The 21,319-nt window shown below is 45.3% G+C and carries 18 protein-coding genes and 1 pseudogene; 16 read left to right on the plus strand and 3 right to left on the minus strand.

Annotated features, from left to right (window positions below):
* Window positions 1–5: 5 nt before the first annotated feature.
* From virB11 to NFR90_RS06745, 15 genes and pseudogenes are all read left to right on the plus strand, one after another.
* Complete coding sequence (virB11, locus tag NFR90_RS06675) at window positions 6–1,064, plus strand: P-type DNA transfer ATPase VirB11 (protein ID WP_251451629.1); 1,059 nt, start codon at window positions 6–8, stop codon at window positions 1,062–1,064.
* Complete coding sequence (locus tag NFR90_RS06680) at window positions 1,061–3,574, plus strand: type IV secretory system conjugative DNA transfer family protein (protein ID WP_251451631.1); 2,514 nt, start codon at window positions 1,061–1,063, stop codon at window positions 3,572–3,574. The genes virB11 and NFR90_RS06680 overlap by 4 nt, the downstream gene beginning before the upstream one ends.
* A 24-nt stretch (window positions 3,575–3,598) precedes the next feature.
* A complete protein-coding gene (locus NFR90_RS06685) occupies window positions 3,599–4,021 on the plus strand; it encodes a hypothetical protein (RefSeq protein ID WP_251451633.1) in 423 nt (140 codons plus the stop codon).
* A gap of 61 nt (window positions 4,022–4,082) precedes the next feature.
* A complete protein-coding gene (locus tag NFR90_RS06690) occupies window positions 4,083–4,316 on the plus strand; it encodes a hypothetical protein (protein ID WP_160336195.1) in 234 nt (77 codons plus the stop codon).
* Entirely contained in the window at window positions 4,300–4,815 is a 516-nt protein-coding gene (locus NFR90_RS06695; protein WP_251451635.1) for an ArdC-like ssDNA-binding domain-containing protein, read from the plus strand. Before NFR90_RS06690 ends, NFR90_RS06695 begins: the two co-directional genes overlap by 17 nt.
* Window positions 4,816–4,830: 15 nt before the next feature.
* Window positions 4,831–5,397, plus strand: a pseudogene (locus NFR90_RS06700) (zincin-like metallopeptidase domain-containing protein); the annotation flags it as partial.
* Window positions 5,394–7,268: a DNA topoisomerase 3 gene (locus NFR90_RS06705; protein WP_251451637.1), complete on the plus strand. Its 1,875-nt coding sequence runs from the start codon at window positions 5,394–5,396 to the stop codon at window positions 7,266–7,268. The pseudogene NFR90_RS06700 and the gene NFR90_RS06705, both read left to right, overlap by 4 nt.
* Window positions 7,265–8,374, plus strand: coding sequence for a relaxase/mobilization nuclease domain-containing protein (locus NFR90_RS06710; RefSeq protein WP_251451639.1), 1,110 nt, complete (start codon window positions 7,265–7,267; stop codon window positions 8,372–8,374). Before NFR90_RS06705 ends, NFR90_RS06710 begins: the two co-directional genes overlap by 4 nt.
* 33 nt (window positions 8,375–8,407) lie before the next feature.
* Window positions 8,408–9,166 (plus strand): Fic family protein, encoded by a 759-nt coding sequence (locus tag NFR90_RS06715; protein WP_160336199.1) that lies wholly within the window; start codon window positions 8,408–8,410, stop codon window positions 9,164–9,166.
* Window positions 9,167–9,175: 9 nt separating this feature from the next.
* Complete coding sequence (locus NFR90_RS06720; protein WP_160336200.1) at window positions 9,176–9,463, plus strand: hypothetical protein; 288 nt, start codon at window positions 9,176–9,178, stop codon at window positions 9,461–9,463.
* On the plus strand, window positions 9,441–9,716 hold the full coding sequence (locus tag NFR90_RS06725) for an HU family DNA-binding protein (protein WP_251451641.1): 276 nt from the start codon (window positions 9,441–9,443) through the stop codon (window positions 9,714–9,716). Before NFR90_RS06720 ends, NFR90_RS06725 begins: the two co-directional genes overlap by 23 nt.
* Before the next feature lie 555 nt (window positions 9,717–10,271).
* The gene (locus NFR90_RS06730) at window positions 10,272–12,071 is read left to right on the plus strand and encodes a sensor histidine kinase (RefSeq protein ID WP_251451643.1); all 1,800 of its coding nucleotides are present in this window, start codon (window positions 10,272–10,274) and stop codon (window positions 12,069–12,071) included.
* On the plus strand, window positions 12,072–12,719 hold the full coding sequence (locus NFR90_RS06735; protein WP_160336203.1) for a response regulator transcription factor: 648 nt from the start codon (window positions 12,072–12,074) through the stop codon (window positions 12,717–12,719).
* 43 nt (window positions 12,720–12,762) lie between these two features.
* Entirely contained in the window at window positions 12,763–14,139 is a 1,377-nt protein-coding gene (locus NFR90_RS06740) for an FAD-dependent oxidoreductase (protein WP_251451656.1), read from the plus strand.
* 90 nt (window positions 14,140–14,229) lie between these two features.
* The gene (locus NFR90_RS06745; protein ID WP_160336205.1) at window positions 14,230–15,708 is read left to right on the plus strand and encodes a flavocytochrome c; all 1,479 of its coding nucleotides are present in this window, start codon (window positions 14,230–14,232) and stop codon (window positions 15,706–15,708) included.
* Window positions 15,709–15,870: 162 nt separating this feature from the next.
* Here NFR90_RS06745 and NFR90_RS06750 read toward each other — a convergent pair whose 3' ends face one another.
* The 3 genes from NFR90_RS06750 to NFR90_RS06760 form a co-directional block, all read right to left on the minus strand.
* A complete protein-coding gene (locus NFR90_RS06750) occupies window positions 15,871–16,578 on the minus strand; it encodes a nucleotidyl transferase AbiEii/AbiGii toxin family protein (protein ID WP_251451645.1) in 708 nt (235 codons plus the stop codon).
* Window positions 16,568–16,867 carry a hypothetical protein gene (locus NFR90_RS06755; RefSeq protein WP_251451647.1) on the minus strand — a complete coding sequence of 100 codons (300 nt, stop codon included), beginning with the start codon at window positions 16,865–16,867 and terminating at the stop codon, window positions 16,568–16,570. Before NFR90_RS06755 ends, NFR90_RS06750 begins: the two co-directional genes overlap by 11 nt.
* Window positions 16,868–18,069: 1,202 nt before the next feature.
* A complete protein-coding gene (locus NFR90_RS06760; RefSeq protein WP_251451650.1) occupies window positions 18,070–19,176 on the minus strand; it encodes an amidohydrolase in 1,107 nt (368 codons plus the stop codon).
* An 897-nt stretch (window positions 19,177–20,073) separates the two neighbouring features.
* On the opposite strand from NFR90_RS06760, the gene NFR90_RS06765 reads away from it, so the two are divergent.
* Window positions 20,074–21,138, plus strand: coding sequence for a porin (locus tag NFR90_RS06765; protein ID WP_251451652.1), 1,065 nt, complete (start codon window positions 20,074–20,076; stop codon window positions 21,136–21,138).
* Window positions 21,139–21,319: the final 181 nt, after the last annotated feature.

Genomic DNA, 21,319 nt, shown 5'->3' on the forward strand with positions numbered 1-21,319 from the left:
AAACTATGAGTTCAGATGTTGAAAAAGATTTGTCGGTTCGACTTCAGCTGAACAAGGCACTGCAAAAGTACTTGGACCGCACTGATATCACTGAAATTGCAATCAACCGACCGGGAGAGGTTTGGCTTGAAACAAAAACAGGCTGGGAATGCCTGCGGGATGCAAGTATGTCTTATAAGTATCTCGACGAACTGAGCAACATATGCGCCGTTTACGGCGGAGAAAATAAGGTTTTCGATTCCGCACATCCGATTCTTTCAGTGGAACTTCCGGACGGAGAAAGAGCCCAATTTGTGATGCCGCCCGCCTGTACCGCCGAAACGCTCAGCCTGACGGTAAGAAAAATTTCCAAAAACGTCATTGAACTCTCCGACTATGCAAACAGCGGCTTTTTTTCCAGAGTCCGTGCCAGTGGATCGGTCGATCCGGTCAGCGTGGAGCTGCACTCGCTTTTCGGGAAAATCCACAGCGGGAGCGACAACGAGAAAACCGAGGCGCGAACCAACTTTCTTCGCCGCTGTGTTGAAGCCGGGAAAAACATTGTGATAGCCGGCGGGACCGGCAGCGGAAAAACCACTTTCATGAAAGCCTTAATGCAGTACATCCCGGTTTCACAGCGCATCATCACAATTGAAGACGTTCCGGAACTTGTTTTCGGTTTACCAAAACACAAAAATTTAGTGAATTTATTCTATCCCTCAGAAGCGACGGAACAGTCAACGGTTACGGCTGCAAGTCTAATGAGGTCCTGTCTGAGAATGAAACCGGACAGGATTTTGCTTGCGGAGCTTCGCGGCGGCGAAACATACGATTTTTTGAACATTTGCCTTTCCGGACACTCAGGTTCGATCACGAGCTGTCACGCAGGAAGCTGCGAACAGGTTTTCGACTATTTGGCGCTGAAAGTTCTGCAATCTCCGACCGGACGACAGCTTCCCTACGAGGTCATTCAATCACTGCTTCAGCAAGTGATTGATGTCGTTGTCTACGTTGCAAACGACCGTGTAGTTGGCAGGCACCTGACAGAAATTTTTTACAACGATCCCCTGCGAGACGAAAAATGAAATCTCAGCGAGCAGCGAAAATTGCATTCATTGTGTTGGCGGGCTGTCTCACGATCACGATGCTTTACATGCTGGCCAGCTTCATTCTGATGCGAATTTTCAATCTCCCGATTGAACAGTGCAGACCTTGGACGATCATCCAATACTGGATGACGTATCGAGGTTCGAGCTCGAAATTCATTCGCATTGCTGTCAATGTGTGCTTTCTGCTTCCTCCCGTTTTACTGGTTTCGGGCGTGATCTTTCTCATCGCTCAACGAAACAAACGACCGCTGCACGGAGCCGCCCGCTTTGCCAATGACGCAGAGGTGAAGAAGGCGGGTTTGATCGACCCGCCTGAGGGCCTCGAAAAAACTATTTTGGTCGGAAAATTCAAGAACCAATATTTGACATACGGGGGCTTTCAATTCGTTCTGTTGGCGGCTCCGACTCGAAGCGGTAAGGGCGTTGGTGTTGTCGTTCCGAACTGCCTGAATTACAGCGACAGTTTGGTTGTTCTTGACATCAAAGGTGAAAACTTTGACATCACTTCCGGATTCAGAAAGGCATGCGGACAGGAAGTTTTTCTTTTCTCTCCCTATGCTGAAGACGGAAAAACACATCGCTACAATCCTCTGGATTACATCAGCACGTCCCCCGCTGAACGACTGGGTGACATTGATGCGATCGGGCAAGCCCTGTACGCCGGCGAAGGAAACAACGACAAGTTCTGGAGCGAAAATGCGAAGGACTTTTTCTGTGGCGTTTGTCTGTTCGTGCTTGAATCTCCGGAACTTCCCAACACACTGGGCGAAATCCTAAGACAAGCATCCGGAAAGGGCAAACCGGTAAAAGAACACCTTTTCGAGAAAATTCAGCAGGCTCAGGAAGCCGGAAGACCCTACTCGAGCAACTGCGTTGACGCCCTCAACCGAGTTCTCAGTAACTCGGAAAACACACTGGCCGGTATCGTTGCGACGTTCAACACAGCGCTGCTGTCGTTTCAAAATCCCAAGGTCGATCTCGCGACAAGCGCCTCGGATTTTGATTTGAGAGAGGTTCGGCGAAAAAGAATGAGCGTCTATTTCAAAATTGAGCCCACGAAGCTCAAGGATGCCAGGGTTTTGATCAACCTCTTTTTTGATCAGCTTTTGAACCTGAACACGCGAACCCTCCCCTCTCAGGATAAAACCCTGAAGTATCAATGCCTCGTTCTGTTGGACGAAATGACATCCATCGGCACTGTCAGCATGATCAAACAGGCTGTTTCGTATATGGCGGGCTACAACATGCGTCTTTTGACGATCATCCAAAACAAGTCACAGCTTGAAGACGTTTATGGAAAAGCCGGTGCCATCACGCTGCTTTCAAACCACGCGCTCATGATTATGTACGCGCCGAGTCCTGCAACTCAATCTGACGCAAACGAATACTCAGAAATGCTCGGCTTCCAGACGGTTAAAAGCAAATCTCGCTCCAGTGGCAAAGGCGGCGGTTCAACGAGTGAGTCTGATCAAAGACGAGCGTTGATGCTTCCGCAGGAAATCCGCGAACTGGGTCAGGATAACGAAATCGTCACACTTGAAAACACGAAACCGATCTTTTGCAAAAAAATTAAGTACTACGAGGACCCTGTTTTCACTAAGCGAGCCAATTGGCAGGTTCCGGAAATTCCTTTCAGGGACGTTGATCTCTTTGTCGCCAAGCTCGAAGCGCGAATCAGAGCAGCCACTGAAAGCGAACTTTCAGATGCAAACATTTCTTCTTCAATCGTCACAGGTGACACTTCGCTTCCCGATGACATGAAGAATCTACCTGATTCAGCCTGGAGTCAGGATCAAATTGAAGATTATGTGGAAAATCTCATGACCCGCAGCATTCCTCAGTCGATCTCAAATTTTGATGCGCTCAAAAATGTTCGCAGTTCCGTTGGGGAAAATCTGGGGACCCTTGAGAGAATGAACTCCGCTGCTCAGCAAACCGCCGCAGACAGCGAAACGAAAGAATCAGCACAAGAGCCAAAGAGTGAATCCAAAGAACAAAGCGATGATCTTTTGAGTGTTCTGGAAGATTGCGGACTCGATGAGGACGATGAGGAGAGTTCCGATCCGATCTCTGATGCGGCTGAAAAAAGCGAGACGGAAGCTCAGACAGATGCCGATCAAATCCTGATTAATGCCGAGATCACCGCCAATACGGTTTCCACCGTCGAAAAAAACGAAGAAGGCTCAGAGAAGCAGCTCAACGTTCAGAGAACAGTAGAAGCCAATGTCAATGCCAGCATCGAAGCTGCCGACTGGAGCGAGGAAACGTGTGCAAGATTCGTGACGAGTCTGGTTGAGCAAATCAAGAAACAGCTTCACGACTCTCCGAGCTCAGCTGATACAACCGAGTCAGCTGATACATCCGAATCACCCGACACAACCGAGTCATCCGAGCCCCTCGGCCGAGTCGATTTTGCCAACATAAAAAAAATCAGAAATTCATATCGCAGAGCCGGAAAAAACCCGCTTTTCCGACCCTCTGTTTAGTCACTGCGGGATACGAGATTAACTATGGATTACAAACCGTTCAGCAACACCGTCGTCGTGTTCAAAGAGCCGACAGTCAACAAGATCGTTCCCAAGAGCGGTCAGCGCGCCGGAAAAGACACTTTCGTTGTCGAATTCAAAGCCTACCATCCGACTTTTGAAAAAAAGCAGGACGGCTCGTTTGAACGCAAGGATTCTGTTTTTTTCACCGTTCAACAGTTTTTCGGTTCTGAAAAAACAGCCAATACCCTTGCTCAGCATGTCAAGGAGGGCATGACGCTCGAAGTTCGCGGCGATTGCGTTGAGAAAAGTTTCCAAGGCAGGGACGGAACTTCTAAAACAGAAAACATCATCACTGCTAAGGGGATTGCGGCCTCTTTGACGCAGCCGGGACTTTCTGTCAGCTACGAAAAACCCAAGGCTAAGTCTAAAGGCCAAGAGCGATAAAAAGTTTCATTTGAGCCCAACCCCTCTTTTATGGAGGGAGGGCTCCTTCCCGGGGAAACACATGAGGACCACAACCACTGAAAACATCAAAATCATCATCAATGTTTTCATCAAAAAACTATGCGAAGAGCAAGCGGAAAAAAGACTCAGCATGTCGGAGACAGAAGCCGCCGAGTTCGGAGTGTTTGATGAAACGGCGCTGGAAGAGCAGCAAAAGGATAAATTTTACGAATCCTTTGTCTTAAAGAGTTTTGCAAAAGTTCCTTCCGGAGGCGAGTATGAAGAAAGCCAGTAAAGGGAACAACAAATTTTTCAATGATTATGTCCAGAGCGTTGCCGAACTTTTCATTAACGAACTGGAAAAAAACAATGCTCCTTGGCAGAAATCATGGACGGCAGCTGAACTGCCTCAGAGCGCTGTTTCCGGACAGCCCTACAGAGGCGTCAATTTGCTTTATCTCATGGCTGCGCAAATGTCCAACGGGTTTTCAGACCCCCGCTGGATCACATTCAAGCAGGCTAAAGAGCTTGGAGGAAGCGTTAAAAAAGGTGAGCACGGCACCCAATGCATTTTCTGGAAAAAATTGCTGGTAGAAGGTCCGGAAAACAGCACTCAGGAAACGTCTTGCAAACAGACTGAAACCCGGCTGATCCCCTGTCCGTTCACAATTTTCAATGTGGAACAATGTAACGATTTGAAGCTGGAGCCGCTAGCTCCTCAGAATCGTGAATGGACGCCGATAGAAGCCGCTGAAAGGCTGCTCAAAGCCTCAAAGGCAACGATCCTGGAATAGGTCCAGGATAGCGCATTCTACAGCCCTACAGCGGATGTCATCGTTCTGCCCTCGCGCAAACAGTTTAAGAGCGCAGAGGGGTTCTACGACACGGCACTTCACGAACTTGGTCATTGGACAGGACACTCCAGCCGCCTAAACCGGGACATGAGCGGAGGATTCGGCAGCCAAAAATACGCAAGAGAGGAACTTCGGGCCGAGATTTCTTCCTTCATGGTTGGTTCCGCAATTGGTCTTGCGCACGACTGCTCCAGGCATTCCGGTTACGTTTCATCGTGGCTTCAAGTCCTGCGCAAGGACCCGAAAGAGATTTTCCGAGCCGCAGCAGATGCGGAAAAAATCAAGAGTTTCATTTTCGGGCTCGACAAAAATTTAAACCTTGCTGAAGAAACAAAGGAAAGCAGCAAACAACAGAAGACAAAAAACGATCTCTCTCAAATTGCACCGGAATTTTTAAAACTTTCTGAAGCAGAGAGAAAAGGCGTTGCAGCCAGAATTGCAGGGGCTTTGAACATCAGAGAACCTGTGAACGCCTATAGGATTCCCGGAAAAACACCGCAAAGAAAGGAACAGGAAAGATGAAATTATGGATTGCTGAAAAACCAAGCGTGGCTAAAGCGATTTGCGCCGAATTAGGGATTGTCAAAAAAGGAGCCGGTTTCAACGAATGCAAGGGAGGAAACGTTGTGACTTGGTGTTTTGGCCATTTGCTCGAACAGGCTGAACCGGATTTTTATACGGACGCAGACATTCCGGTCAATAAGAAAGGAAAAAAAATCTGGCGAATGAAAGACTTGCCGATTTTCCCGAAAATTTGGAAATTGAACGCGAAAAACGACAAGGGAGTCAAAGCTCAGCTCAAGACAATTAAAGGGCTCCTCGTTCGGGCGGACATTGTTGTCAACTGCGGCGACCCGGACAGGGAGGGACAGCTGTTAGTAGACGAGATTTTAGAGTTTTTTAAGTATCGAAAATCTGTTCAGCGTTTCTGGGTGTCCGCACAAGATTCAGCCTCAATTCGCAAGGGTTTAGCTTCACTTCAGCCCAATGCTAAATTCAAAGGAATGAAACTTGCAGCGGAAGGCAGAAGCCGCGCCGATTGGCTTCTGGGAATGAATCTCACAAGGGCCCTCACTCTTGCCCATTCAACGAATCAACAGAGACGGCTGATTGCTGTCGGTCGCGTCCAAACTCCGACACTGGCACTGGTTGCGCAAAGAGACGAACTTGTTAAAAATTTCAAGCCACTGCCTTTCTACAACCTGCGCTCGCTGCTTTCCAGCGGTTCAGCTTCGTTCACAGCAACTTGGAAACCGTCTGAAGGGCAAATCGGTTTGGACAGTGAGAAAAGGCTGATCAGCAGCGAAGAAGCGAAAAAACTTTTCAATGAACTCTCAAATGCTCAGAGTGCGACCGTACTGAAAGCTGAGAAGACGGCGAAAAAAACATCTCAGCCAAAAGTTTTCTCATTGGCGGACATCCAGCTTGAAGCCAGCAACCGATTTGGTTTTACAGCGCAGGAAACGCTTGACACTTGCCAGAGTCTGTACGAAGTTCACAAGATTGCGAGCTATCCGAGAAGCGACTGTCAGTTTCTTCCTGAATCGCAGCATTCTGACGCAGCATCTGTGCTCTCCGCTATCGCAAAAACAGACCCTCAGCTCGCGAGCCTGACTCAGAAGGCCAACCCAAACATAAAATCAGCGACTTGGAATGATCAGAAAATTACTGCGCATCACGGAATTATTCCAACCCAGCAATCTGCTGACTGGTCAAAACTTACCGAGAAAGAAAAGAAAATTTACGAACTGATTGCCCGAAGATATTTGGCTCAATTTTTCCCTGAGCATTCTTTCGACGCTTCTTCTATTAGCCTCAAAATCAAAAATGAGACATTTTCCGTAACCGGAACATTCACAACAAATGCCGGCTGGAAAGTGGTCTACGGAGATTTTTCCGCCGAAGAGGAAAAAGAGGAAAGCAATCAAAGTCTGCCCGCTCTTCGGGTAGGCTCAGTAATCCCGGTGAAAAAGATCGAGATCGTTCAAGACAAAACAAAAGCACCGGCCTTCTTCACAGAGGGTTCTTTGATCGCGGCAATGGAGAAAATTCATAACGTCGTCGAAAATCCGGAACACAAAAAACTTTTAAAAGACGGTGACGGCATTGGAACTCCTGCAACACGGGCTGCAATTATCACAGAATTGAAAAATAAAGGCTATTTAGAGTCAAAGGGGAAGAAAATCCATGCAACTCAGGAGGGTGTTGCACTTCTTGATCTAGTGCCGGCACGTGTGAAAAATCCGGTTCTCACTGCGATTTTCGAGCGAAAACTGAAGGAAGTTGAAGCCGGAAAAACTGAACTTGAATCGTTTTTGCAAGCTCAGAAAAAGTTCATTCAGCAAGAGGTGTCGAAGGCTAAAGCGCTGCTGGAAGAGAAATCTGCAAAATGAAAGACAATCCTTTTCTTGACGATTTGTTTCCGGATGCGTTCCGAGCACGTAAAGGTCGAGTTGCCCGCTCATTTGAGCACGTTCCAAGTACCGCGGCTTTTCGCTTTTCTGCGCTTTCATCGCGAAAGAAAGCTGAAGGCGTGGCAAATAACCGGGCAGAGGTCATGCTGCGCATCGGAGCGGCCAATGTAAAAAGTTATTTGCATGTCATTAAGACAGCCGATTACGTTGCGCGTCACGGGAAAATTGAACTGCGAGATCAGGACGGTCAAGTTTTTTTTGATAAAGCCGCTTACCGACAGAAACTGTATGACTGGAAAATTCTTTCTGCAATGGGTGACGGAGAATCAAAAAAGGGACACGTGCGCCGAATCATACTTTCAATGCCGCAGGGAACGGATGTTGAGAAATTCAAGTCCGGCTGCAACGACTGGGCTAAAGAGATGCTGAGCGGCTTTGACTATTTGATCGCGTTTCACACCGCGGAAAATGATGAAAAAACAACTCAGCCGCACTGCCACATTCTCGTGCGCACGCTTAACAAGGAAGGAAAAAGATTCCATCTCGACAACGGAGAATTTCAGGCATTTCGTGAGCATTTTGCGAGCTGTTTAATTCGTTACGGAATTGAGGCAAATGCGACTCGTCGTTGGTCGAGAGGAAGGACGGAAAAAGCCGTTTCTCAGGCGGAGCATCATGTTTCAAAGAACCGCAGTTTGAGCAATGAAGATCGAGCCCGCATCTACGCCATGAGCAAAAAACGGGACCTGCTGCGACGACAGAAATCACGCATCGAAAATGTCGTCTCAGCAAGCCGCCGTGGAAAACCCATCGAAGACCACCCGTCAATTGTGAAAGCAAAAAAGACAAGGAAACGAGTCGCCGAACTTGTAAGCAATGCCGTTGAAGTTTTGAACTCTTCGGACGAAACCGACGATCGGATTCTGGCTGAGAAACTTTCCTCCAGATACAAGCATCTCGCTCCCGTCGAAAGCGCAGAACAGCGGATGCTTCGAGAGCTGAACGAAGCTAAGGCCAAAACAATTAAGCGAATGCAGGCAATGAAAAAACGCCAAAGGAAGGCCGATCCGATAAAATATAGATAGATTAAACATCTGACAAATTCTGGGCAATCTTCTATGAAGCAACATTTGAACGGGATCTATTGGAAGAGCAACTCTTTCAAGTTTGAGCTGCCGTACATTGGTGATACTTTGAAAAGTTGCTGTATTTTCCGAAAAAACATTGTTGAGATCACATGGAACTCAATGCGGTCCTTGGAAAATAACCCAACAACTCTCCCTCAAACCGCAACTATTCTGTCCGGGCAGTCGGTGGGAGGGATCAGTATCTTTGATCTAATGCAGGTTAAAAATTATGCGGACGGAGCCAAACTTCTCTTAGCGCTGCTTCAGCAGAAAAAATTTGATTTATCGACTTCCACTGCTTGTGCAATCCATAAGTTCGTAGGCAAAGAAGATGCGTTGGAGTGGGGAGTGATTCGTAATAAAGATGTCAGTCTGCACAATATTTCTTTCGTTCCACCAACTCAAAACTTAAGCAGAATTATCGAAGACGGACTCAAGTACCTAAAAACTGAGATTCATAACCCGGTAGAAAGGGCTATTGGCGTGTTTTTGTTTTTAGCAAGAAACCAGCCTTTTTACGATGCAAATAAACGAACTGCCTCTTTAATGATGAACGGTTCATTAATGAACGACGGATATTTTCCGATTACCGTTCTCAATAAAAACTCAGAACAGTTTCATGAAAAATTAGGGCAGTTTTATGAGTCCGGCAATGCCAATCCGATGTTTGAATTTTTTAGCATGACTATCAATGAGCTGTACACAAAAAAACAAAGGACAGACTTTCAAAAAAGAGACCCAGAAAAATAGGAACGGAGAATGAATAAGGCAGAAATTGAAAACTGGATAGAATTCATAGATACCCATCGAGGGGTCGAGCTTGAATCAATTGAGCTTTCACTGGAAGATTTTCTGAAAATTTTAAAAACCCTAAACGACCCATTTTGCACTGTGAACTCGGCTGCAAAGCATATGTGCCTCAGCTTGATTTGGCTTTACTCTGAGCAGAAGTTCCAGAAGAAAATGGGCATTTACAACGCTATTAAGCAAAACAACTTCAACCAAATATTGGAGGAATGTAAAAATGAACAAACAGGAATTAGTTGAAAAAGTCGCTGAAAAATCCGGAATCAGCAAAAGCCAGTCCGCTAAAACAATCAATGCTGTTTTAGAAACTGTCACCGAAGAGCTGGTTAACGGAGGTTGCGTTAATCTCATCGGTTTCGGCAACTTCAAGGTCACCGATCGCAAATCTCGCCCGGGCCGTAATCCCACAACAGGAGAAGTCATTGAGATTCCTGCTGCCAAAGTACCGCGTTTTACGCCGGGAAAAGCGCTCAAAGATTCAGTCAATAAATAATCTACAGGCCCGGTTAGGGCCTGTATCTTGCTGGTTGTCACGTGCAGATCAAAACAACAATGATCTGCACGTTTTTTTTCTCATATCGTTTGAATGAGCAAATTGGAAGTAGTGTTAAAAAAATCGGAAAAATTCGTTTTTAGATGAAATATCCCCAAAAAATATGGTACCTTTCATGGTTCTTATTTTTATTAAAATTTATAACTAATTGATTTATAAATAGTATAAACTCTCTCCTTCTCCGCCAACCTTCTCATTATTTTCCCCAGCCTTATTAGCTATCGTTGAATATCTGTAATCCCAATCACAACGGGCGTTTCCCTGTTGCCCTACATCATTGGATGTTATTAGTATTCATTGAATTCGAATTATTGAATTTGCGTTGCTTAGATACAAAAACTACTTCACTTTGAAGCTAAAGGCATTGTTCTTTGGATTTGCTGATTGAGTTGCTTAGAGCGTTAGGGTAGAAAGTTTTTTGAGGGAAAATGCGGTTGAATGCTTTACATGCGCCATAGCATAATCCCATAGATAATCTCTCTGTAGAACCTCATAATGCCTTTAGTTCGTTTGAAGACTTCTCTTGTCTGTTCATCAATCCTGTTTTTCAGTTTTGTGACGGTGCAGACTTGTTTAGCTCAGCCTGTATCGCAAAATACACAGGCAGCAGAGATCGTAAGAATTGGCGTTGTACAGCTCGAAGACCCATATTTTTACTTGGATTCTTTCGGTCCGACAATGGCTTTTTTAAGACAAAAGCATCCGGATATTGTTTTTGAAAGCGAAGAAATTCCGATGGATATTCCAACTGCTGAACTGAGCCGGAAGAATTTTGATTTTTTAATCTCTCCGAGCGGTTTCTATGCGGCGCATAGCTTCTCTGCCGGCCTGAGACAAATCGTGACAAGAAAGCCTGATTCCTCGAGAGATCCCTCTTACTCAGTCGGTTCGTTATTTGTAGTAAGGAATAATTTTGAAGGCGAGAGCCTGGCTTCATTAAAGGGTAAAAGGGCAGTTGCTTATGAGAGTAATTCCCTTGCGGGCTGGCTTAGTGCGATTGCCGAAATAATTAAAGAGGGTTTTGATCATAATCAATTTTTCTCGTCTGTTGTTTTTACCAATTACGGTACGCCTTCTCCCATTAATTATTTACTGAGTGGTCGAGCTGATGTAGCAATACTTCCGACCTGTGAGTATGAAAGATTTCTGTTGTCTCGAAATACAGTCCCGGATGATTTCAAAGTTATCGGATCAAAAGAATCCAGCCTAAGCTGCCAAACCTCCACAGCTCTTTATCCGGATGTGGTTTTTTCGTCATTTCCAAGCGCAAAACCGGAATTAGTCAGGCTGATAACTGTTTCACTGCTTACTAATCCGTCTGGAATGATCAAAGCCAGCTGGAGTATTGCTAACGATTTTTTGGCAGTCAATAGGCTTTTTCAAACTTTAAATATTGGGCCTTATGCTAAACAAGAGATTTCTCTTCTCTCCCTATATGAGCGTTTTAAGCGTGAGATTTTTTTAGCCATTCTGCTTCTGGCCGGTATGTTGTTCCACATTTTGCGAGTCAATCAGCTCGTGCTGAAGCGTACTTCAGAATTAAGGATGGCGATTGCCCAAAGAGACGCTGTTGCTCAAGTGGCAAGGAGTCGTTTAAAGCGATTAAATTACATTGAAAAGAAAGGGATGGTTTCGCAGCTGTCTTCAATAATTGCACATGAATTAAAGCAGCCGTTATCGTCAGTATCAAATTATTCAGCAGGGTTGATCAAATATTTATCTAACACCGGCAGTAATGATGATAATTTACGCGAGGGCTTATCAGAGATTCACAGGGGAATTAAGAAGGCAGCTTCTATTGTTGATAAGGTCCGAAGTTACTCAAAATACGGGGCATACGGAACGGTTGGAATTGTATCTTTGTCAGAAATAACAGAGAAGGCTCTTTCCTCGATTGAGGCTTATGTAGCCGGGAACTCACCTATTACATGCAAGTTGGAAGAATCTACTTTCATAGAGGCAGATCCTTTGGAATTGGAGTTATTAGTATTTAATGTGCTGAAAAACGCATTAGAAGCGATAGAACCAATGGGCAAAGAGGGCAGGATCTTTTGTAAGGTTTTTTCTTCTCAGCATAGGGTAGTGCTTCAAGTCGATGACAACGGTCCCAAAATTAAAAAAGAAAAACTGGAAAGTATGCGAAAAGCCTTACAAGAATCCATAAAAGCGGAAGGTTTGGGTTTAGGGCTGACGATAATCTTAGGGATTAGTGAAAAATATGACGGAGCTGTGGAGTTTGAACAGCGCGAGCCGCAGGGAATCAGAGTAACAGTCTCATTTCAAAAAAGGGAATAAATGATTAAGCCACACAAAAACTTGTCGCCGTTCGTAAGGTTAGTAGACGATGATGAAATGGTTTTAAGAAGTGAGAGTTTCTTACTGAGGATGGACGGCTGGCAGACGGTCGAATACTCGTCTGCGGAGGACTTCCTTGCGTATGACGACACACAAAGACCAGGATGTGTTGTCCTCGATATAAGAATGCCGGGGATAAATGGAATAGAACTCCAGAGGATTATGAAGGAAAAGGGTTTTGATCTGCCAATCATTTTCCTGACAGGGCACGGCGATATTGATATGGCAGTCTCATCATTAAAGAACGGGGCAACGGATTTTTTAGTAAAGCCCGCAGATGAAGAAAAACTACTTCAAGCTGTTCGAAAAGCAGTGGAATCTAATATTGCATTTAGGAAGAGAAAACTTGCAATAGATGAGAGGAAGCTAATTTTTAATGGCCTGACAGAAGGAGAAAAACTGATCGCTCCTTTAGTGGCAAGCGGCGTTGCAAATAAAGTTATCGCCATAGATATGCAAATCTCGGAGAATGCGGTCAAAAAAAGAAGAGCTTCGCTTATGGAAAAACTCAATACGAAAACGATTGTTGAGTTGACAGATTTCCTTAGGGATATAAATGTAATGGTAGGAAGGCAAAGTGATAGCTAGACGAAAATTCTTATATTCGGTTGGAGCGGCCACTTTGGGAGGAGTGATTTTAACTGCCGCTTACAATCGCTCAAAGGATTTTGAAGAGTCTGCGGATATTGTTGTTGTAGGCGGCGGAGGGGCAGGAGTTGCTGCGGCGGCAAGAGCGTCAGAACTCTTTAAGGGGAGGATCGTTCTTCTCGAAAAGAGAGCCGAGATCGGAGGGAATACTCTCATAAGCGGCGGATTTTTAGGAGTTGTTGACCCTAAACGCCAGATCCCCTTGGGAATAGAAGATTCTGAAGAAAAGCATTTTAAAGATATATTTGAAAACGGGGATCGCTCCGGCAACATTGAACTTATTCACCAACTAGTTTCAAATGCTCCTCGAATGCTGGAGTGGATAGAAAGACAGGGAGTTCAATTTCAGAATTCAGTGATCGAAATTTATGGTTCTCATTTTCCTCGATGCCATCTGCCTAAATCGCCGAACGGGCGTGAGTATATTTCTGTCTTGAGTCAAAAAGCACTGCAAAGGGGAGTAGAAATTAGGACTAATAGTCCGGTAATAAAGCTACTGACCGATAACAATGGCACGGTTACGGGAGTCGAGTACGAGACAGAGGGCAAGATAAGGAAAATTAGGACTCGCAGGGGTGTTATTTTAACGAGCGGAGGATTCGCTTCTAATCCGAAACTTGTAGAAGAGTTTGATCCTCGACTCGTTGCGCTGACGAGCAATAGTTTAAACGGCTCATCCGGAGAAATGCTTTTAGAAGCACAAAGAATAGGGGCCGAGCTCATTGACATGGATAGTATTCAATGTTTGCCGGGGAAATATTCTGGCGGAAAGATAAGAGTTAGATTTCATAATGATGTATCAAGATTTATTTTGATCAATGCATTAGGTGAGCGATTTGTCGACGAGTCTCAACGACGAGATTTTATTAAAGAAGCCGTGTTGGCTCAGCCCAAATCACTTTTCTTCGCAATTATTGACAATGATGGTTTCGAAAGCTACGACCTACTCATGAGGCGTGATGCCGTAAGAGGTATAGAAACCGGAGACTCCTTTTGTTCGGACACATTGGAAGGACTTGCCGAAAAAATAGGTGTACCACCAAAAGCTTTGGTGAAAACGGTTAATCAATATAACGAAAGGGTCTTTGAAAAGGGAAATGGAAACACCGGCTTCCCAATAGTTCAACCTCCTTTTTGGGCAGCTAAATCCGGAATGTCTATTCACTACACAATGGGTGGGATACGCATTAATAAGTTTGCCCAATGTGTTACTACAAGCGGAAAAATAATCAAGGGTTTGTATGCCGCAGGAGAATGCACCGGGGGTATCCATGGGAAAAACAGAATTGGCGGCAATGGTATCTGTGATGCACTGACCTTCGGAATGATTGCCGGAGAATCTATTGCATGCATAATTTAAGGAAAAAATCAATACACCATTAGACCTCTCCTATAAAAAACATCTTGAATAAACTCTTTTCATGACGATTAGTCATACAAGGAGAAAATGATGAGTAAATTATCTAGAAGAAGTTTTTTAGGTGGAGCTGCAACAAGTGCAGCCGGTCTTTTAACCTCCATTGCACTACCGTCTGCAGCACACGCTTCCGACGATATTCCCGCAAAATGGGATCAAACCGTTGATCTCTTGGTGATTGGCGCTGGCGGAGCCGGTTTGGCAACTGCAGTTTCTGCTGCACAAAACGGTGTAAAAAACATCCTTATATTGGAGAAAATGCCGTTTGTAGGTGGCAATACTTCCGTCTCCGGTGGAGGATTTAACTCCGTTGATCCTGTACGTCAAGGAAAACAAAAGATCAAAGATAGTCCTGAATTACATGCTGAGCAAACGCTTGGTGGCGGTGACGGAAGAGGCAATCCTGAACTTGTTAAGACCATGACAGCAAATTCCTATGATGCAGTCAAATGGCTTCAGGACATGGGTATGAAATTCAAAGATGACGTATATCAAATATACGGAGGTCTCTATCCCCGTTGTCATGCTCCTTTCGGTTCTCTTGGCAGCGACTATATCAAAGTGCTTAAACCTCAATGCGATAAAGAAGGAGTTCAGATCCTTACGAATTCTCGTGTTGTAAGACTTTTCCGTGAAAAACAGCTCTCCGGTAAAGTTCTGGGTGCGGAATATGTCGATAAAGACGGCAACCACAAGACAGTTAAGGCTAATCGCGCAGTTGTAGTGGCAACCGGCGGATTTGGCGCTAATCCTGAAATGCGCGCCAAATATGATCCGCGTATGCGCAATTTAACTACTACCAATCTTCCGTGCTCAACCGGAGATTTAATCCCGTTGATGCAAGATATCGGAGCTGATACGGTTGGCATGGACTTTATCCAATGCAACCCGGGCTGCCCTCCGGGAAGAAAGCAGCGCATCATTCTGCACTTATACGCCAAGAACTTTATTTTGGTCGGCCCTGACGGTAAGCGCTTCATTAGAGAGGATGAGAGAAGAGATAACATCCGCGATGCCGTTTTAGGTTTACCTAAGCAGACTGGCTACGCCATTGTTGACTCCAGAGGATTTGGAGATTTGAATCCGGGTCACCAGGATATGGCTAAGAAAGGGTTGGAAACAGGCGACGCTTGGACAGATGACACTATTGAAGGTCTGGCAAAGAAGATGGGGATTGATCCGAAAGCTCTTAGAGCAACGATCGATGAATTCAATGCCGGTGTTGATGCCAAGGCCGATAAACTTGGCAAGGCTCCGCGTAATTTGACAAAGATTGAAAAGGCTCCTTTCTGGGCCGGTTATTCTGGAATGAGCGTTCACCATACGATGGGCGGCGTTGTCATCAATCCGAAGAGCCAGGTTATCGACCGATACAATAAACCGATCGAAGGACTATACGCTGTCGGTGAGGTTACAGGCGGGATTCATGGAACGAATAGACTTGGCGGCAATGCTATTTGCGATATCTTCACATTCGGAAGACTTTGCGGAATTCACGTTTCCAAGCTGTAATCAAATTATCTTTGCATAAGTAGTAAGTAAAGCCCGTGGGATCCTCCTGCGGGCTTTGTTTCATGTGCATGGTATAGACACGCCCTATCCTGAAAGTGACTTAAGGCGATTTTTCCCGAATGAACTATTTAGCGGCAAGCGTTCGAACGCTTGAGAACTCCATTAGAAAGCTTGAGAGGGGAGTGTCTCGAATTTTGTGTCTGCCCTAAATCCAGGAGTCTGATCTATGGGAAGTCCTAATTTTCTGTGCATCTTCAGAAAACCAACCGCTAATTTATCCTTGTCGATTAAAGGATCCGTCTGAGTTGCCACAAGGTAATCAAATTGTTCTATCCCTTTATAAGACAAGGCATCTCGGATCGTTGCTCTGGTTGGATAAGACAACTTCTCGTAATAGTTATTGCAGATGAATGACAGGTCATATAAATCACGTATTTTGCCGAGGCCCTGATGGGCAATTGCTTTCGTTCTCGCAAGCGCATCGATCGTGTACACATTGATTCCATTAATTTTCGTCCAGTCCTTCGAAGCTTCGCTGAGATCAATGTTCCTATTTCTGTAGAAGACTTCAATTGTTAGCGGATGAAGAGGCTTCCCATAATCCATAAGGCACTGCTTCATTGCGGTCGTATCTTTTAGGATTCGAAATTCAATGTCGTTCTGCATGGAGAAACGCCGGACAATCTCTGTGATGTTCTGCTTTCTGCCGTCTAAAATAATGTCCTCGGAAAAACGATCCAAGCCATAGCAAATCGATAAAGCGGTCTCTCCCTTTAAAACAAATTGATCTGTCTGCTTGTTAAGAAGCAAAAGGAAGCTATCAATAAGCTTTCCGTGAAGTAATTGCCAGTTATCTGGTTCAGTGTTCATTTTCGTGGTTCTGTAAAAATCTCAGCCACGCAACGCCGTATTCTTTACCGATGAACCCTTTAATTTTTTCCCACATGTGAGACGTTCTAAGCAGCAGTAATTTAGAAAAAACTTCTTCTGTATATTTATTGTTGCAGATGAAGTCCTTGTTCATGCCTTGAGCGTAACCGAAATTGCCTTCGGAGACGAGATCGAGTAATGCTCTAATATGGTTCGATCTTGTACGTACCCGGATGATTTGGCACGAAGCTATTGTCTTCAATGCCGTAAATTCCGAAAACAGAATCATCCGACTCCCTAATCGTTAAATTTTCCACTGTATTCCCGTTTGATGCCAGTCACCGCAAGTCTCTAAACTGCACCTCAGATTCAATGCATGTATGCCTGTGATGTATTTCATGATTTTTCCTGTTCGCTTATCCGAGATGAGAATTATCCTAATCGTGGGCAGTTGTCTATACGGGGAAATATTTTTAGATTTCTTTGTAGATTTTTCCCTAATTATCTCCCTTGTTCAAAGAAAAACCAAAAGGTAAGAAAGTCACACGAAACTCCAAATCCAACTTTCTGGTGCAATGCTTGATATTGAGCCGTGGTTAATCATCGTTTAGCAATGATTATTTCATTTACATCAATGGCGAGAAATTGGTTTGAATAAAAATGAATCGATCAAAAAATGGTTAGGTCGTGTTTTCATGGCTTAGTTTTCTTGTAAAACGTAATAGGGATGAAAATTAAGAAAAGTCTTCAAGAGAAAGAGGGCTTGCAGAGTGTCCACGCTGTAGATAATTTCCAAAATTCCACACTATAAGATCGGGTTAAATTTCAACGGGTGTTTTTTGCCTGATTGAATTTGAAGTATCAAGAAACGCAAGAATTCTGATAGGTGTCAAAGAAGAAAATAGTGGAGAGTTTCTGAGAAAACCGTCGGAAGCCCCGTTATGAGGCTTCCTGCGTTAGTTAAAAAAAAACGAAGCTGACAGCTAGCGGAGCCAATTGTCAGCGACCGTCGAAATAATTAACACTAGCAGTGCTAGAGGCATGTATGATTACGGCTCGATTGTTAGACAAGTTGAGCCGTTGTCGTTTTACGGGGCCGGAATGGATTCCCGTACCGCCTTTCAAGCTTTTTAAGAAAAAAGAAATTCCCCGCGAGAATCCTTTACAAGCAACGTTCACTCTGTTTTAAACAATCGAAGGAATCACTAGGGGATAGGCTGATGCTGCCTTTCCGTTCTCAAAGGGACGGCGATGTATCACGTTTAAATCGCGCTCGACTATCGACAGAAGACGAGCAGGCAGGATTTTCAAGAAAGAGTCTCAGCGTGCAGATATTTTTAAATCTGCCGGGCCTGAATTAGGAGTCGACAGGTAAAAGAACAGACATTTGTCCGGTTGACTCAGGATTCAGTCTGCATTCTGCTTTTTCAAAAAAACAGCGCTTAAGCTAAGAACTTAGGCGCTGTGTCGTATCAGCTTGCGAGTTGTTTATTAGGCCAAAATCTTATTTACAAGGTTGACGAGCAACTGAGAAGCCTGTGGAAGAATCTCAACGTTAAAGTTCATATTTCTGTCATGCAGACCGGGAGCCGCACCGCTTCCAATGCCATAGTACAAAACGCGAAGCTCGGGCTTAGCTTTTTTGTAGAAATGAAAATCTTCGCCGCCCCCGCCGCAGTTGGCGTGCAGCGCATCCTTTCCGATTGTTTCAGTAACCGTTTCTCTGAAAAGTTCGTTCAGCGCCGCATCGTACTCGGGACCCGGACAGTATTCCGTAACCTCACAGGATGCTTTGGCGCCGAAACTTCCTTCCAGACTTGCTGCCGCAAGCTTCATTCTCTCAATAATAGCTTCGAGAGCGGCATTGTCCTGAGCACGAAGGTCATAGGCGATTCTTACAAAGCTCGGAATAGAGTTCGTTGCTCCGACTTCGGAGAAGATCTGTGTCGGCTTAACTGACCAGGACTTGTTCGGATCGATCTTGATGAGAGCGATAGAGGCAATGTACTGAGAGGCGGCTTCGATCGGGTTGATGCCGAGGTGCGGTCTGGCGGCGTGAGCCTGCTTCCCGTCAATTCGAACTTCAACCGTTGCGCAGGCAACATGGTTGACAGATGCGCAGTACTTGCCGAAAGGCAGATCCTGAACGGGGCGGATGTGGGAGCCGACAGCGATATCGACACCTTCTAAGGCACCGTCTTTAATCATCGCTAACGCGCCTTGGAGGCTTTCTTCAGCAGGCTGAAATACCAGTCTGACTGTGCCTTTTTTTAGAGAGCTTCTGATTTCGGGAGCTGCAGCAAGAAGGATCGCCGCATGAGCGTCGTGTCCGCAGGCGTGAATGGCTTCAATTTTTTTCGGATCATTGGGATCGGTATAGGGCAGAGCGTCAATATCGGCTCGGAGCATGACAACCGGGCCCTCATTGCCGCTGCTGATATCAACAATCAGACCATGGCCGCCTACGCCGGAGCGAACGGCAAATCCCATATCTTCAAGTTTGTTTTGAATATATTGCGCAGTTTTAATTTCCTCTCCGGACAGTTCTGCAAGCTGGTGCAGTTCTGTCCTGTACTGAATAGCTTCTTGGAATGACATAGATAGAAAAACAGGTGGCGACCGGCCGGTCTCTGTGCGAGCCTAATCCTCCGATCGTTAGATGCCTCGAGAAGAGGTAGGCTGATTTTAGGGTAGAGAGTTCTGTTTGACAATACTCTTTAGTAATAATCACAAGCAGCGCATCGCGGATATTTAATAAGTGATTTTTTTATCGGCGACAAAATTTCTGACCCACTTCGTAAAAGTAAGAAGCTTTGTTTTTATCTTCCAGCGATTTTGTATCCGTTGGTCAGAATAAATACATGATTTCCGACTCTAACTTCTATGCACTGGGATAGCGGTGCTGTCATGGTGGATATCGTATGGAGGAAACGGAATTTTGTGACAAACAAAGGAAACAGTTTGAGTCAGTGGATCTAAAACCGAAGTCTGCCAGGGCGGTTACTTTGCCGCAGCACATAGGAAAGCCTCTGCTCAGATTTTCTTTACGTGTAAATAAAACGGCTTTTTGATTAGCGGGCTAAATGCGGGAAGGCGCCAAGACTTGGGTGTCTGCCCGCTGTCGTTTTTGAGCAGAACGCAAAATTTTTCTGAGCACATTGACTATTCGAAGGAAAAGGTCGTGAGAGACCTAGGCAAAACGCGCAAAGTTTTTGCAAAGCTGGCAAAGTGTATTTGTGAGATATGCGTGGAGTTTTCTCTGACAAAGATGAAAAATAGTCGTGTCGGCAACGACTGCTGAGAAGATGCAAAAGCGGAATTGAGGCATGACGACAGCCGGCAAAACGTTTCAAATTTGTTCCGGTTATTCCATCTGCTGCGACACCGAATACGCCAATTGAAGTTAGTTTTGAGAGAACTGATTTTGAAACATCCTCTTTCGAGAGACGTAAGCATAGTTATAGAGAAACAAATAAGAATCCTAGGAGAAAACTTATGATTAAATTTAAACCGATCGCCCTGATGCTGGCTTTAGGCGCTTTCTATTGCCAGGGCGCTTTTGCTTCTCAGGTTACACTGTACGGCAAAATCGACGAAGGTCTGCTTGTTGGAAAGACTCGTCACGGAGATGCGACTTTTGACGTTAAGTCCGGCTTTACCGCGGGTTCCCGCTGGGGTATCAAGGGCGTTGAAGATTTAGGCAACGGCCTGAAGGTCGGTTTTATTCTTGAACAGGGCTACAACGTAGATGACGGCGCTGCGACTTCTTCGACTCTCGCATTTAACAGAGAGACAGCGCTTTATGTTGACGGCGGATTTGGACGACTGACATTCGGCCGTCTCGGAACCTTAGGCTTCGCACAGAGCACCGGCATTCTTCGCGGCGCAATTTTTGGTGTTACGCACGGTGCCTCCGGCTGGGCTTCCGGCACAACATCCCTCCATTTCAGCCGAGTTGACAACGCTGTTGCCTATAAGACACCGTCTTTTGGCGGAGTAACGTTGCACGCAATGTACTCCAATGGTACTAACACGGATGACTCCAAGAATAAATGGTCTGAAAATAATCACTACTACGGCTTAGGCGCCTTGTATAGCTCCAAGACACTGAGCGGAAGTGTTATTTTTGAAACGATTGACTACAAGGGTGTAGATGAAAAAACAAAGGAACCCTTATACCATGTGACGATTGGCGGCTGGTGGCAGATCGGCATGTTCCGTCCGATGGCAATTTACCAGTATCAGTGGGGAGAAAACAGATATAAGCAGCATGCTGCTCAGGTTGGCTCTCAGATCAAACTTGGCGGCGGCACAGCAAAACTTGGCTTCAAGTATGTGACTCGTAAAATTGACGGCACAGCCTCTAAGATTGAAGGCGAAAAGAAAGGCAATCTCTGGAACGTTGGCGCTGGCTACGAATATCCGCTCTCCAAGAGAACTAAAGTATACGGCTTTGCCGGATACACTGACGGCGGAAAAGGCTGGGGTAAAGGCAAAAACCTCACTACTACCAACTTGAACGGCTATCAGATCGCCGTCGGTATGGTTCACGACTTCTAATACGTAGGAACATTTTCTCTACATAGAAACAATTCCTGGAAGCTTCCGGGCAGCACATCCTCCTAGGGTGGTTTGGCTGCCCGGTTTTTATTTTTCCTTTAAATCCTGAATTCCGTGCCCTCTAGGTGATAAATCTTGGAGGCACGGCTATCTTCAGAGCTTCCATCGTCGCTCTTAGTTT

The sequence above is a fragment of the Parasutterella muris genome, assembly GCF_943193095.1.
In the GTDB taxonomy this organism is placed as follows: domain Bacteria; phylum Pseudomonadota; class Gammaproteobacteria; order Burkholderiales; family Burkholderiaceae_F; genus Parasutterella; species Parasutterella muris.

Excerpts from the sequence above, each read along its gene's own strand:
- virB11 (WP_251451629.1), top strand. The coding sequence starts at position 6 with ATGAGTTCAGATGTTGAAAAAGATTTGTCGGTTCGACTTCAGCTGAAC.
- NFR90_RS06680 (WP_251451631.1), top strand. The coding sequence starts at position 1,061 with ATGAAATCTCAGCGAGCAGCGAAAATTGCATTCATTGTGTTGGCGGGC.
- NFR90_RS06685 (WP_251451633.1), top strand. The coding sequence starts at position 3,599 with ATGGATTACAAACCGTTCAGCAACACCGTCGTCGTGTTCAAAGAGCCG.
- NFR90_RS06690 (WP_160336195.1), top strand. The coding sequence starts at position 4,083 with ATGAGGACCACAACCACTGAAAACATCAAAATCATCATCAATGTTTTC.
- NFR90_RS06695 (WP_251451635.1), top strand. The coding sequence starts at position 4,300 with ATGAAGAAAGCCAGTAAAGGGAACAACAAATTTTTCAATGATTATGTC.
- NFR90_RS06705 (WP_251451637.1), top strand. The coding sequence starts at position 5,394 with ATGAAATTATGGATTGCTGAAAAACCAAGCGTGGCTAAAGCGATTTGC.
- NFR90_RS06710 (WP_251451639.1), top strand. The coding sequence starts at position 7,265 with ATGAAAGACAATCCTTTTCTTGACGATTTGTTTCCGGATGCGTTCCGA.
- NFR90_RS06715 (WP_160336199.1), top strand. The coding sequence starts at position 8,408 with ATGAAGCAACATTTGAACGGGATCTATTGGAAGAGCAACTCTTTCAAG.
- NFR90_RS06720 (WP_160336200.1), top strand. The coding sequence starts at position 9,176 with ATGAATAAGGCAGAAATTGAAAACTGGATAGAATTCATAGATACCCAT.
- NFR90_RS06725 (WP_251451641.1), top strand. The coding sequence starts at position 9,441 with ATGAACAAACAGGAATTAGTTGAAAAAGTCGCTGAAAAATCCGGAATC.
- NFR90_RS06730 (WP_251451643.1), top strand. The coding sequence starts at position 10,272 with ATGCCTTTAGTTCGTTTGAAGACTTCTCTTGTCTGTTCATCAATCCTG.
- NFR90_RS06735 (WP_160336203.1), top strand. The coding sequence starts at position 12,072 with ATGATTAAGCCACACAAAAACTTGTCGCCGTTCGTAAGGTTAGTAGAC.
- NFR90_RS06745 (WP_160336205.1), top strand. The coding sequence starts at position 14,230 with ATGAGTAAATTATCTAGAAGAAGTTTTTTAGGTGGAGCTGCAACAAGT.
- NFR90_RS06750 (WP_251451645.1), bottom strand. The coding sequence starts at position 16,578 with ATGAACACTGAACCAGATAACTGGCAATTACTTCACGGAAAGCTTATT.
- NFR90_RS06755 (WP_251451647.1), bottom strand. The coding sequence starts at position 16,867 with ATGATTCTGTTTTCGGAATTTACGGCATTGAAGACAATAGCTTCGTGC.
- NFR90_RS06760 (WP_251451650.1), bottom strand. The coding sequence starts at position 19,176 with ATGTCATTCCAAGAAGCTATTCAGTACAGGACAGAACTGCACCAGCTT.
- NFR90_RS06765 (WP_251451652.1), top strand. The coding sequence starts at position 20,074 with ATGATTAAATTTAAACCGATCGCCCTGATGCTGGCTTTAGGCGCTTTC.